Source organism: Paenibacillus sp. ov031 (genome assembly GCF_900143165.1).
GTDB classification, from domain to species: Bacteria; Bacillota; Bacilli; order Paenibacillales; family Paenibacillaceae; genus Paenibacillus; species Paenibacillus marchantiae.
This window is the reverse complement of the sequence record NZ_FRDO01000001.1, coordinates 2,057,296-2,069,982: the sequence shown is the minus strand read 5'-3', so window position 1 is coordinate 2,069,982 and position 12,687 is coordinate 2,057,296. Positions and strand designations below refer to the sequence as shown.

Genomic DNA, 12,687 nt, shown 5'->3' with positions numbered 1-12,687 from the left:
TATAGATCTATTTCTTAATTTTATATCAATATATAGCTTTGTCAAATGCTTATCGGTATCAATTTTGTGAAAAACCGGATGAATGGGCTCTATTACTAGGTTTAAAAAATTTGTGGCTTAGTAGATATCCATATTCGAAGACACGATATTTGGTGCATGAGAGAATTATGATTGACATTGAGAATTGTTATCATTTAGAATTTTGAAGAAGATTCGAAAAGAGGGATGCGCTATGATGACACATTTACAACAAAATCACCCAGAGGGTGAAGGACAGACAGCAGCAGATCTCGCATGGTATGGATTAAAGAACGTATTCAAGGATTCGGTCGACAAGGCCTATCGTTTGGTATACGAAGAAACACCAGATCATGTCATTCTTGTTGCTGCAAATCGTCACGGCAAAATCGTCATTGATGGCATACCGCATCCGTTCGTTCCAAATAGTGCCCATTTAGTATTACCAGGCCAACGGGTCGAGACCGTTTATTTAGCGGATGGAGAGCAGATCATATACCGGATTCATATCGGCATCATTCCATATGAAGGACAGAAGGTGTCCTCTGAGCATTTGTTGACGGAGCTTGGTAGGCCAATCACGTTTCCAGATGCACAGGTGCAGCAACTTTGCGAAAAAATCGTCTGTTACTGGCATACCGGTGATTCAACAGATCGTTTCGCAAGCCAAGCAGGTTTCCAGGACCTGCTGCATCTTCTGTTCAAGAAGCAGAACCAACACGAGAACGCACTCGAGAGAGCACGGAAATACATGCTGCATCACTATCAGGATACAATCACAGTCGAGAACCTGGCCGATGAAGCGGGCATGAGCCGCTATTATTTCATGAGATCATTCAAAGAGAAGTTCGGTCAGAGTTCGATGGACTATCTGGCAGAGATTCGCACCAACGAGGCCAAGCGTCTGATGGAAGCAGGACAACCACTGAAGGACATTGCTCTGTTGGCAGGTTTCAAGGACCAACACTATTTCAGCAGCCAATTCAAAAAGCAGGTGGGATTACCGCCTCGTACATATATTGCGAACAGGAAATGCAAAACAGCCGCGTACAGCTGGCCCAATATCGGGCATTTGCTGACCCTGCAAATCATCCCCTTCGCAGCGCCCATTGATCAGTTTTGGACAGATGATTACCGTCGGAAATATCGTTATGATGTCAAGGTAGCACTCAGCCACGACTATGATTTCAACCTCAAAGCATTGATGCGGGCCAGGCCAGACCGGATTGTTGCATTGGACGAGATGATCCCCGAAGAGGAGAAAGAGAAGCTGCGGCACATCGCACCGGTGTTGTTTCTAAGTTGGCACGGAGAGGATTGGCGGCAACATCTGCGGCGAACGGCCCGTTTTTTGGATCGGGAGAATGAAAGTGAAAGATGGCTTCTTCGATATGAGGAAAAGGTGGAAACGGTTCTTCATTATATTCCTCATTCGTTTCAACAAGGTAAGCTAATCGCATTAAGTGTGTCTCCCCGGGGCATTCAGATCTGGGGTAGAAGAGCAGGAACCGTATTTTATGACGATTTGAAGATTGCCGCGGCTTCGGGTGTGGATCAGATCGAATTTACCAGATACGTGGAAGCCGAACAGCTTGCTGCATTCGATGCGGACGTCATCATCGTTAGTGTTATGAAGGACCATCATTCCCTGATGGTGTGGGAGAGGCTTCAACATGCGGAAAGCTGGAAACAGCTGCATGCCGTACGAAACCGACAAGTCTATCTGACACAGGGAGGACATTGGTTAAGCGAACCGATCCTGGAACATACAGCCAATCGGCATGAACTTCTGCTTCAGGAAGTAAACTTGCTATTTAGTGCCCGGTAATGGGCGAAAGTAGACATCTTCTTCTATTTTCTTCGCTGAGGAACATCTGTATAATCATCATGTGATAATCATTCTCAATACAGAAATGCGGAGGGGAACTCATGTCTCACACAGAAAATAATGATCTCTTTAGAAGAGATCGTTCAAAAAAGGCTACACATGGAAGGAAACGCGGATTTGCAGGATTGATGCTCCTGCTATTGGTTCTTTCACTTATGGTTGTTGCCTGCGGAAATAAAACAAATACAGCAGGAGAGCAAGCCACAACAGAAACGACCAAGACAAACGCAAGCGCAGCGACTCAAACTGCCGAAGAGCCTCAGACTCAGGTCATCGAACATGCCATGGGCAAAACGGAAGTTCCGCTGCATCCAAAACGTGTTGCCGTATTTGGTCTGGAGGATCTTACATTGTCCCTGGGTGTACCGATGGTCTATGCATACGACTTTGATGGCTACTACTTGGATGACCAGCTCAAAGCACTGAACATTCCGCTCGCTGGAAATGCGGATTTCAATCCGAATCTGGAAGCCATTCTGGCAACCCAGCCCGATCTTATCGTGGTTCAGCGAAACGCCATTGATGACAAAGCGTATGAGGAACTGAGCAAGATTGCGCCAACCATTGCCTATTCACCGGATGATTGGGAGAAAACCATTGTGGAAATAGGAAAGGCAACGGGCTTGGAAGATAAAGCACAGGAGGTGCTTCAGGCGAACACCGACAAACTGAAACAGGCCAAGGAAGATATCATTTCGGCTGTGGGCCCGGACAAAACAGTTGTCTTCATGCGTCCATCGGACAAGGATCTGCAGGTGTTCTTTCCGAGCTTCGCTCCACTTATCTACACTGAATTGGGGTTAAATCCAGACGAAAGCGTTGCAGCATTCCAGAAGGATACTAAGGACGATTGGGGAGTCACGACATCTCTAGAGAAGCTGCCTTCTATTGGAGCTGATTATGTGTTTGCCATCTACGGAGGATCGATTAGCACGGAAGAAGAGTTCAATGAAAACAGTGCCGTTGCAACGGAAGTTGAGAAACTTCATGTATGGAAAACGATGCCTGCTGTGAAGGACAACCATGTGTTCAAAGTGTCAGCCAGACATTGGATGATGTCCGGCCCAATTGCAGACGGCAAGGTGGCAGACGATGTGGTAGCAGCCGTCACTGGCAAGAAATAAGCCTGGACATAATCGTTCATACATTGTCTACAATTCAGAGATAGATTATTAAAGGCATGGCTCTATGGAGTCATGCCTTTTGAGTACGTTGAAGGTATGCTGATTACATCAAGTTCACTCACTGGCTTGAGGCTTTACAATGAGAAACTAAGAAAATAACCAGAATATCGCAAAGATTTGGAGGTAAGACATGAACGGGACCCTGCAGCAAAATAGAATATTGATTGTAGATGATGATGAACGGGTCCGAAGACTTCTTCGCATGTATTTGGAGAAAGAACAATTTATCGTTGAGGAGGCTTCGCTAGGCTGGCAAGCCCTTGGGCAGCTTCATCACGGTTCTTATGCCTTGATCATTCTCGATTGGATTCTTCCCGATATTAAGGGAATTGAAATATGCCATTATCTTAGGACCAACTTAAGCATACCCGTCATGTTTCTGACAGCCAAGTCAGAAGAAACTGATCGGCTTGAAGCTTTCAAAGCAGGGGCGGATGACTTTGTCATGAAACCATTCAGTCCGAGGGAGGTTGTGCTACGTATTAAAACTATGATGGCTCGTTATAACGGATTAATCGAACCTGCGCCAAAAGATCATTCAGCGAGCGAGGTGTTGATTTCCTCCATTCTAATCAATCCAACTTCCCGTAGAGTCACAGTAGGACAAGTGGAGATTCATATGACTCCCAAAGAATTTGATTTGCTTTATCATCTGGCGACACACTCGGAAATCGCATTCTCTAGGCAGGATTTGCTGAGAATTGTTTGGAAAGTGGAGCATGAGGAAGATCTGGATTATCGGACTGTAGATACCCATGTGAAACGGTTGCGTGACAAACTATCCGAGTATGTGCCGAATCGGGAAGATCTGATTCAAACCCTGTGGGGGTTCGGTTATATTCTTCGTTTGCCTCACTGATTCTTATCTTGCAGTTCAGGAGGAGAATATGTCTTACAAACAAATCAAGTGGATGATCTTGCTCATTCCCACCTTGACCGTTGGACTGTGGGAGTATGTACGACATCAGTTTCTGCTCCCCTACATATCAATGAATTTGGGCAACTGGCTTACGCCTGTCATTGTATATGTCGTGAGTATAACGTTGTTAACTCGGCTGTTTCTGATTTTGGAACGTATTCAAAAAGAGCTGGAGCATGAGCGTGAAGCCAAAGCCGCATTGGAATCTCGTGAAAAGATGGCCAAGGAACTCCATGATGGAATCGCCCAATCCCTTTTTTTATTATCGGTAAAAGTGGGGCGTTTAGAGGAACAAGCCAAGTTGGATCAACAGTTGGACGATGTGTATTCGATCAAGAAAACGGTTCATGAAGTCAATCGTTATGTGCGTCAGGCCATTGCCGATTTACGTTATGATCCTAACGTTGACAATACCTTCACTACGAACGAATCGGTCACACTACTTGGTCAAATTCGAAGAATTGCCAAAGATATCCCCGTCCGAATCGAACTGGATTGGAGCATCCCGGATGATGCATTTACTGACAAAGAGAAAGTAGAACTGCTCGCTTGTATTCGGGAAGCTCTTTTTAATATTCAAAAGCATGCATCTGCATCCCAAGGATGGATTCAGGGAAATGGGCACAAGAAGTGCTGGAATATCACGATTCGAGATAATGGAAAAGGATTTGAGATGAATCCCTTTGAACGAAAGGATCGATATGGACTGAAAATCATGAGAGAGCGGATGAATGAGCTGAACTATAACATGCAATTCCGAAGGGAGCAGCAGCTTACTGTTGTCGAATTTTCAAAGGATGGTGAGATGTTATGAGCCATACTCGCGTACTTGTTGTAGACGATCACGCTCATGCGAGAGAAGCAATATGTGAAATTTTATCCATGGACCCCAGCTTCGAAGTGATTGGCGTCGTGTCGGACGGTCAACAAGCGATTGATTATACAGAACAGTGGCTTCCCGATCTAATCCTCATGGACATTCAGATGCCAATTATGAACGGTCTTGAAGCAACACAGCGGATCAAATTGGCGTTTCCTTATGTGAAAATTGTCATGATTACCGTCTCGGATGATGTACTACACCTTCTGGAAGCGTTGAAACGGGGAGCTCAGGGTTATCTGCTCAAAAACCTTGAACCCTCCATGTGGCTGGAATATCTTCATTCCATCGTTACAGAAGAAGCTCCATTGAGCCGCGAGGTGGCTTACCAAATCCTGAAGGATGTCTCACTCACGGAGAAAAAAGAACCTGACGTTCCACTAACGACAAGGGAAAAGGATATTCTGTATGGCGTGGCTGCAGGATGGACGAACAAAGAAATCGCTGTGAATTATACAATTTCAGAGTATACCGTCAAGAATCATTTAAAAAACATTTTGCAAAAACTGCAGGTTCAAAATCGTGTTCAACTGACACGTTACGCATTGGAGCAAGGGCTTATTACAGACCATAATCGTCTGTAATAAGCTTTTTTTACTATATCCGTGTGTTCTTTCTATTTTCATGTTAAGTGGATGTGATTTTTCTACTTTTACCACAATGACCTCACAATTTGGACACAAAACGTCCAGCTCTATAGCTAGCTTGAGCTATATGGTAAAAATTTGTTTTTATGTACACTATGAGCAGTGTGTTTCATGAAGGAGGTTATGATGTTTCGCGAACGGATTGTCCTGAGCATATTGCTGCTTATAGGGATACTGTTGATCCCGCTATCTTACCCGCTGGACACTGCAAATGCTGCTCCTGAAACCAAAGATGCTATTCCACTCCAGCCAATCATTGATGGTTCTAGACCTGGAGAAGTGCTTGTACTTGAGACGGGTATTTATTCTGGTCCCGTAAGTATAGACAAGAATATATCCATTCGAGGGGACTCATCCGTATTGGTATTGAATACGGATGCTGAATCCACCATTACCATTCGTTCAGATGGAGTGACATTGCAGGGTTTCACGGTACGACACTTAACAAATGAACCCACTGCAGCGATTCAGGTTGAAGGAGATCGAGTAGAGATCACGGGCCTGGATATTCAGAGTCAAAGTTTTGGAATCGTGCTGCGGGGTTCTGTCGATGGGCTCATACATAGCAATACTATTTCATGGGCTGGACCGGAGTCTGCTTCCAGTGGTCAAAAGGGGAATGGCATTGATCTGTACAATTCCCATCGTACCCACATCGAAGACAACAAAATTACGGGCATGCGGGATGGTATATATCTGGAGAACAGTCGCAATCTTACGGTTAAGGCTAACACGCTGTTACATACCAGGTATGGCATTCATTGTATGTATATCGATGGCTCTTCTGTTGTGGACAATGTGGGAGAGAACAACAGTACCGGAGCCATGGTCATGGGCGTCAAGAATATGGTCGTATCGGGAAACTCTTTTCGCAAACAGAACGAAAATGTGCATTCACAAGGGATTTTGTTGTATGACGTACAGCAATCCTCGGTTCATAACAATGTCGTGGAAGGTAACCGTGTTGGCATGAACATTGCTGAATCCTCAGGAAATGAAATTCGCGGCAATGCGGTGCTCCGGAATTTCATCGGAATTCAGCTCGTTCTTGCGGAGGATAATCAGTTTACCAGAAACCAATTTGTTTCGAATGTGATTGAAGCTTCAGCGATGGACAGCCGGAACAATGAGATGAAGGAAAACTACTGGGATTCCTTTCAAGGTCTTGACCTGAACGATGATGGAATTAGTGAACTGTCCTATGGAATTAATCCTTTTTATGAGCAAGTGGTCAACCGGAATTCGGCCTATCAGCTTTTCTTTCAATCTCCAGGCATGATCTTTATGAGCAACTTGTTTACGGAAGGCAAGGCAGAGTGGACAAGCGACAGATCACCATTAATGAGCATGGAAGCGGTATCACAGACGACGAAGGTAGGTACACAAGGGGTCAAAGAGATAACCGGGGTTTGGATCATCGGATGCATTCTGCTGGGCCTGGCCACTTTTATTATGATCAATATGGGGGTATTACGAAAATGAGAATGAAAACACATTGGAAAACAGTTATGGTGCTTCTCTTTGGGGTGCTGTTATTAACAGCTTGCGGAAAAAAATACGAGGCATTGCCTATCAATGAAGACGTGGATATCTGTGCCATTTGCAAAATGCAGGTGAAAGATGATGCCTATGCCACGCAGCTTACCACGAAAGACGGTAAAAATTATAAATTTGATGACATTGGTTGTATGCATCAGTGGAAAGAAGAGAACGGAACAGATAACATCGGAAGGGATTTTGTTCGTGATTATAATGACAAGGAATGGATTGAGTACAGCAAAGCCACTTATGTATATGATGCTTCACTGCGTACACCGATGGCTTACGGCATCCTCAATTTCAAGGATAAACCATCTGCCGAAGCATTTGTTGCCGAGCAGGGTGTAGGAACGATTATGACCGCTGAAGACCTCGCCTCCCACGACTGGAAACAAAACACAGAGACGATGGATATGATGGGGGAGCATGGGCATTCCGAGGAGGGAATGGGTGAAGGCGTGCATGAAGAAACACAGGGAGAAAGCGAATCAACGGAAGAATCAGGCCACAAGTAATGACCAATGAAGATGGTGATGCATGATGGGAGATATGGTACAAGTCGTCCGACGAGAAATGAAAATGGGATTTCGCAACCCATGGTCATATTCATTTTTGATTCTTTTCTGCGTGTTTAGTCTGAGTTTGTTAATCATTAATTCTCAGAATTTTGTAGCAGGATACTCTGGCACTACAGGTTCCATGTTAAATCTTATTCTTTATCTGTTGCCGCTGATGACCCTCTTTCTGGGCTCGTTCTCGTTGACTTCTGAAAAGGAAGAGGGCAGCTGGCAGCTGTTGTCCACTTACCCCATCGGCACGATGTCTTTTATTGTTGGCAAATATCTGGGGCTGTCGGTTGTATTAATGACGATAGTTACATTCGGATATGGCCTGATGGGACTTCTTAGCGGATGGGTGGGTAGCCCTTTAGATGTTAAGACATATCTTTTGTTTCTGGTATTCTCCTGCGGACTGGTGTTGCTATTTCTGACTATTGCACTGTTCATCGGTTCGTTATCCAAAAATCGCTGGCAAGCGTTAACGATATCGGTATCCGTTTGGTTTTTTGCTGTGATCGGGTGGCCCACGCTTCTAATTTCCGTGCTGGGACTCATGCCGTATCAGTGGGTAAAACCCTTACTCACCGTTCTAACCTTCATCAATCCGGCTGAGTTGGTACGTTTGTTTGTGGTGATCAAACTTGGCGGGGGCTCGATACTGGGACCTGAATATTATCAGTGGGTAGATTGGGTACATCCATCGAGCGGGAGCTGGATCTTTATGGGGATATGTCTGCTGTGGATTACATGTTCTATCGTGGCAGTATACGGGATATGGGAAAGGGGACGTTCCCATGGATAATGTGGAAACAGAGATTGTTGGACTGTGTAAATCCATAAAAAAACAACAGATTGTTGAAGATATATCCTTTCGCGTTTCTTCCGGTCATGTGCTTGCCTTATGCGGCGGAAATGGGGCCGGAAAAAGCACCGTTCTGCGTATGCTTGCAGGTATTCTTCAACCTACCTCGGGTGAAATCATTGTAAACAATATGCGCTGGTCCAAAGAACGAAAGCGATATTCGGAACAGATCGGATATATGCCGGATGATTATCATTTCAACCAGGGTTTGACGGCAGAGGAGGCGCTCCAGTTCTGGGCGGCGTTAAGGAAAGTGCCTAAAGCGCGAGTAACGGAAGTGCTAACCATGGTAGGCTTGGCCGATCAAAAAAAGAAACGGGTCACGACCTTTTCCAAAGGTATGCGGCAGCGTGTGTTATTTGCCCAGGCTCTGCTGTCCAAGCCTCCGCTGCTGATCATGGATGAGCCGACGAATGGACTGGACCCCTTCTGGATGCAGGAGTTTGCAAATCTGATAAAACAGATCAAGGAGGAAGGGCATATGGTTGTGTTCTCCACCCACCAGCTTGAGATCGCAGATGATGTTGCCGATCACATTGTTTTTATGAACCAAGGACGTAATGTGGGAGATGGCTCTACTGAGGACTTTCGTCAACAGTTCGGGTCGCTTCATGCTGCATTTCATCATAGTCTTGGCTAAAAATGAAGGTGAACTTATTGAAAAAAAATAGTGCGAAAATGAGTTTGAAAATGATACGTTTGTTTACCATCCTGATTGGAATGGCTGCTGTGCTGGTCGCTGCGTGGGCAATTTATCAGGGGACTTCATCATCTGAGCCCAAAATAACCGGTGCCATTGAAGCCGGTGCAACTGCTCCTGAATTCACTGCGGTTAATTCAGACGGAGAACAGGTGAAGCTCTCCGATTATCGGGGCAAAGTCGTCATGATTAACTTCTGGGCTTCATGGTGTACGCCCTGTGTGAGGGAAATGCCAATGATTAAGCAGATTGCTCAGACGTATCAAAACGATGTAGAGGCTCTGTTTGTCAACGTGGGGGAAGCGAAGGGCACCATTCGTGAATTTATGGAGAAACAGCAATTCGATTTCCCTGTTATCATTGATGTGACCGGAAAGGTCTCCGGTCTGTATCGTATCACCGGGTTGCCAGCGACCATGATCATAGATCAGGAAGGTATATTCAGTCACATTTTGCTCGGTGAGTTGACTAAGGATATTCCTTTGCAGCAATGGCTGGAGGAGACCGTACAGCAACGGAATTGAAGCTTTGCAGACTTATGAACAAAAAAAGTCGAGAAGTCGCTCACTATACGAGCGGCTTCTTTTGTTTTATTTTTCCCGAACATCTTGCAAGCATAGTAGAATTGAAAATCGCAATACCACGGTTGTGCCTAATGAATCAATAGCCCCTTTGGGTGCTTTTTATGCTTTTCACCGAGTTGTCAGAAAGAGTTGATCCTTTCTTGAACATTTAGGGACGAAGACGTGTCAGTGATTGAATTGCTAATTCACAAAGATATAATAATTTTAACTATTAGGTCCTGTTAAGTACTTTGGCCCTTCAGTATCAGGTAAAACACAGCTCGCCAACCCATGCTCAGTCCAATAACTATGTGTAGCAATGCACAATGACGGTGTGGTAAAGCTCCTTCGTCACTTACTTTGTGAAAAAATTCTCTTTGTACATACAACGATGGAGGAACGGTTTGTAGATAAACTCTGAACCAGTCTAGTGGGGCTTCTATCAACCTGATAAAGAACGCAGTCCAAGGGCTGACTGACCTAATAATTAAAAGATTCAAATCAGTACGAAAATCGAACAGAGTTTGAAAGGAGGCAGTAAACAATGGCAATCGATACGGTGATGTGGAGCAAGCTGGTGACAGGTATGACGCTGGGCTTCCACGCTATTTTTGCGACACTTGGCGTCGGTATACCTCTAATGATCGCAATTGCAGAATTCATGGGGATTCGCAAGAAGGACCCCCATTACACACTGATGGCGAAGAGGTGGTCAAGAGGGTTTGTCATTTCTGTGGCGGTTGGTGTGGTGACCGGTACAGCGATTTCACTGCAACTGGCCCTGGTGTGGCCGAATTTTATGAAACTGGCAGGCAATGTCATTGCACTCCCACTATTCATGGAAGTGTTTGCGTTCTTTTTTGAAGCCATTTTCCTGGGCATTTATTTGTATACCTGGGATCGATTCAAAAATCCGTACATTCACTGGCTGCTGACGATTCCAATCGTCACCGGTGCAGGTATGTCGGCTGTGTTTATTACGACGGTGAACGGCTTCATGAACCAGCCTGGAGGCTTTGTCATGGAAGCAGGCCAATTCACAGCGGTTAACCCAGTGGAGGCGATGCTGAATACGGCGACGTTCTCCAAGGTGTTTCATGTATTAAGCTCAGCATATTTGACAGGAGCTGCCCTGTTAGCCGGAATTGCAGCCTTCTCGCTGCTGAGAAAAGGGGCATCTGCATACCACAAAAAAGCCTTGAATCTCATGATGGCGGTGGTTCTGCTGTTCGGCTTACTGAACACGTTAGCGGGAGATGTGTCCGCCAAGTTTTTGGCCGAGCATCAGCCGGAGAAACTTGCAGCGGCAGAATGGCATTTTGAGACAGAAAGTGGCGCAGATTTGATTTTATTGGGATGGCTGAATGCAGAGCATGAAATTATAGGAGCTCTTCACCTGCCGAAACTGCTCAGCTTCCTGGCCTTTAGTGACTTTAATGCAGAGGTAACCGGACTGGAGGAGTTTCCGAAGGACGAATGGCCGCCGCTGCTCGTTCACTACCTGTTTGATTTAATGGCCGGAATCGGATTTACGCTGCTGGCTATTTCAGTTCTGTATTTCCTGTTTGTATTCTGGAAAAAGCGCAATGAGCTGAATAAGTGGCTGCTTGGGATCATAGCGCTAGGCGCACCGATGGCTTTTCTCGGAGTTGAGCTGGGCTGGTTCTATGCTGAACTGGGACGACAGCCGTGGATTATCCGAGGATATATGCGTGTGGAGGAAGCAGCCACTTCATCACCCAGCATCAGAATGATCTTTTTCTTCTTCCTGCTTCTCTACATCGTTCTGGGAGTCATGTGTGTTCTCGTACTAAGACGTTTGTTCAACAATAATCCGGCAGAAGTCGAGATGGAGAAATGGATGAAGGAGAAGCGCAATCCGTCTACAGAAAAGGGTGAGCGTACATGAGTTACGAACTGATTGGCATTTCGGTACTCTGGCTGTTCTTGTATGGCTATTTAATTGTTGCCTCCATTGATTTCGGGGCGGGTTTCTTTGCCTTTTATGCACGCTTGACGAAACAGGATCACCTGATTAATCGTCTGATCTCCCGTTATTTATCACCGGTATGGGAGATTACGAATGTATTTTTTGTCTTTTTCTACATTGGCATTGTTGGATTCTTTCCCGACACGGCTTATTATTACGGATCAGCGCTGCTCGTACCGGGAAGCATTGCGGTCATTTTGCTCGCCATTCGTGGGTCGTTTTATGCCTTTGAGAACTATGGTTCCAAAAATAACATCGTGTATCTGTTTCTATATGGAGCTTCGGGATTGCTGATTCCAGCTTCGCTATCAGTGGCGCTAACGCTGTCTGAAGGTGGTTTTATCGTGAAGCAGGGTTCGACGGTTTCTCTGGATTACTGGACGCTGTTTACCAATCCGCTATCATGGAGCATTGTTGGACTGGCGATTGTGTCCGTATTGTTCATTAGCAGCTCATTTCTAGCCTTTTATGCATCGCGGGCAGAGGATCACTCTGCATTGAAGCTGGTACGGACCTATGCCCTGTTCTGGAGCACACCGACGATTATCATCGCACTGACTGCATTTATTTATTTGGGACAGCACAATGAGCGACATTTTCAAAATATGATGGATTTATGGTGGTTGCTTGCACTTTCCGTTGCATTCTTCATGATTGCGATGTGGCTGATCTATAACGGACGCCGCTACGGATTAGCGTTTATATGTATCATGCTGCAATTTTTCTGTGCCTTTTTCGCTTACGGAATTGGTCAATATCCTTATATCCTTGATCCGTTCATTACAATTCAAAACAGTGTAACCTCACCAGCGATGGGCTTCGCACTGGTGGTTGTGTTTATCGGTGGCATGTGTATGTTGATTCCTTCCTTGATTCTGGTTTTCAAACTGTTTCTGTTTGATGCGGATTATGTAAAGGGAAAAAAATAAATTGAATT

The 12,687-nt window shown here is 45.2% G+C and carries 12 protein-coding genes; all 12 read left to right on the top strand.

Annotation, left to right across the window (positions count from 1 at the left end; translation table 11 throughout):
• The first annotated feature begins 232 nt into the window (after positions 1 to 232).
• The 12 genes from BUA17_RS08740 to BUA17_RS08685 all read left to right on the top strand — a co-directional run bounded on the left by BUA17_RS08740 (position 233) and on the right by BUA17_RS08685 (position 12,679).
• Entirely contained in the window at positions 233 to 1,846 is a 1,614-nt protein-coding gene (locus BUA17_RS08740; RefSeq protein ID WP_240321270.1) for a helix-turn-helix domain-containing protein, read from the top strand.
• 101 nt (positions 1,847 to 1,947) lie between these two features.
• On the top strand, positions 1,948 to 3,030 hold the full coding sequence (locus BUA17_RS08735; protein WP_063562790.1) for an ABC transporter substrate-binding protein: 1,083 nt from the start codon (positions 1,948 to 1,950) through the stop codon (positions 3,028 to 3,030).
• Positions 3,031 to 3,220: 190 nt separating this feature from the next.
• Positions 3,221 to 3,949 carry a response regulator transcription factor gene (locus BUA17_RS08730; RefSeq protein WP_063562789.1) on the top strand — a complete coding sequence of 243 codons (729 nt, stop codon included), beginning with the start codon at positions 3,221 to 3,223 and terminating at the stop codon, positions 3,947 to 3,949.
• Positions 3,950 to 3,977: 28 nt separating this feature from the next.
• Positions 3,978 to 4,823: a sensor histidine kinase gene (locus tag BUA17_RS08725; protein WP_063562788.1), complete on the top strand. Its 846-nt coding sequence runs from the start codon at positions 3,978 to 3,980 to the stop codon at positions 4,821 to 4,823.
• The gene (locus BUA17_RS08720; protein WP_063562787.1) at positions 4,820 to 5,473 is read left to right on the top strand and encodes a response regulator; all 654 of its coding nucleotides are present in this window, start codon (positions 4,820 to 4,822) and stop codon (positions 5,471 to 5,473) included. The genes BUA17_RS08725 and BUA17_RS08720 overlap by 4 nt, the downstream gene beginning before the upstream one ends.
• A 186-nt stretch (positions 5,474 to 5,659) precedes the next feature.
• Positions 5,660 to 7,018: a NosD domain-containing protein gene (locus BUA17_RS08715; RefSeq protein ID WP_072733259.1), complete on the top strand. Its 1,359-nt coding sequence runs from the start codon at positions 5,660 to 5,662 to the stop codon at positions 7,016 to 7,018.
• Positions 7,015 to 7,590, top strand: a complete 576-nt coding sequence (locus tag BUA17_RS08710; protein WP_095205908.1) for a nitrous oxide reductase accessory protein NosL — start codon at positions 7,015 to 7,017, stop codon at positions 7,588 to 7,590. The genes BUA17_RS08715 and BUA17_RS08710 overlap by 4 nt, the downstream gene beginning before the upstream one ends.
• A gap of 25 nt (positions 7,591 to 7,615) precedes the next feature.
• A complete protein-coding gene (locus BUA17_RS08705; RefSeq protein ID WP_063563190.1) occupies positions 7,616 to 8,437 on the top strand; it encodes an ABC transporter permease in 822 nt (273 codons plus the stop codon).
• Complete coding sequence (ccmA, locus tag BUA17_RS08700) at positions 8,430 to 9,137, top strand: heme ABC exporter ATP-binding protein CcmA (protein WP_063562785.1); 708 nt, start codon at positions 8,430 to 8,432, stop codon at positions 9,135 to 9,137. Before BUA17_RS08705 ends, ccmA begins: the two co-directional genes overlap by 8 nt.
• A 17-nt stretch (positions 9,138 to 9,154) precedes the next feature.
• Positions 9,155 to 9,721 (top strand): TlpA family protein disulfide reductase, encoded by a 567-nt coding sequence (locus BUA17_RS08695; RefSeq protein WP_240321269.1) that lies wholly within the window; start codon positions 9,155 to 9,157, stop codon positions 9,719 to 9,721.
• A gap of 583 nt (positions 9,722 to 10,304) precedes the next feature.
• Positions 10,305 to 11,669 carry a cytochrome ubiquinol oxidase subunit I gene (locus tag BUA17_RS08690; protein ID WP_063562784.1) on the top strand — a complete coding sequence of 455 codons (1,365 nt, stop codon included), beginning with the start codon at positions 10,305 to 10,307 and terminating at the stop codon, positions 11,667 to 11,669.
• Positions 11,666 to 12,679 (top strand): cytochrome d ubiquinol oxidase subunit II, encoded by a 1,014-nt coding sequence (locus tag BUA17_RS08685; protein ID WP_063562783.1) that lies wholly within the window; start codon positions 11,666 to 11,668, stop codon positions 12,677 to 12,679. Before BUA17_RS08690 ends, BUA17_RS08685 begins: the two co-directional genes overlap by 4 nt.
• Positions 12,680 to 12,687: the final 8 nt, after the last annotated feature.

What these genes read in the sequence shown, in the direction of transcription:
- BUA17_RS08740 (WP_240321270.1), top strand. Translation starts at nt 233, where the DNA reads ATGATGACACATTTACAACAAAATCACCCAGAGGGTGAAGGACAGACA.
- BUA17_RS08735 (WP_063562790.1), top strand. Translation starts at nt 1,948, where the DNA reads ATGTCTCACACAGAAAATAATGATCTCTTTAGAAGAGATCGTTCAAAA.
- BUA17_RS08730 (WP_063562789.1), top strand. Translation starts at nt 3,221, where the DNA reads ATGAACGGGACCCTGCAGCAAAATAGAATATTGATTGTAGATGATGAT.
- BUA17_RS08725 (WP_063562788.1), top strand. Translation starts at nt 3,978, where the DNA reads ATGTCTTACAAACAAATCAAGTGGATGATCTTGCTCATTCCCACCTTG.
- BUA17_RS08720 (WP_063562787.1), top strand. Translation starts at nt 4,820, where the DNA reads ATGAGCCATACTCGCGTACTTGTTGTAGACGATCACGCTCATGCGAGA.
- BUA17_RS08715 (WP_072733259.1), top strand. Translation starts at nt 5,660, where the DNA reads ATGATGTTTCGCGAACGGATTGTCCTGAGCATATTGCTGCTTATAGGG.
- BUA17_RS08710 (WP_095205908.1), top strand. Translation starts at nt 7,015, where the DNA reads ATGAGAATGAAAACACATTGGAAAACAGTTATGGTGCTTCTCTTTGGG.
- BUA17_RS08705 (WP_063563190.1), top strand. Translation starts at nt 7,616, where the DNA reads ATGGGAGATATGGTACAAGTCGTCCGACGAGAAATGAAAATGGGATTT.
- ccmA (WP_063562785.1), top strand. Translation starts at nt 8,430, where the DNA reads ATGGATAATGTGGAAACAGAGATTGTTGGACTGTGTAAATCCATAAAA.
- BUA17_RS08690 (WP_063562784.1), top strand. Translation starts at nt 10,305, where the DNA reads ATGGCAATCGATACGGTGATGTGGAGCAAGCTGGTGACAGGTATGACG.
- BUA17_RS08685 (WP_063562783.1), top strand. Translation starts at nt 11,666, where the DNA reads ATGAGTTACGAACTGATTGGCATTTCGGTACTCTGGCTGTTCTTGTAT.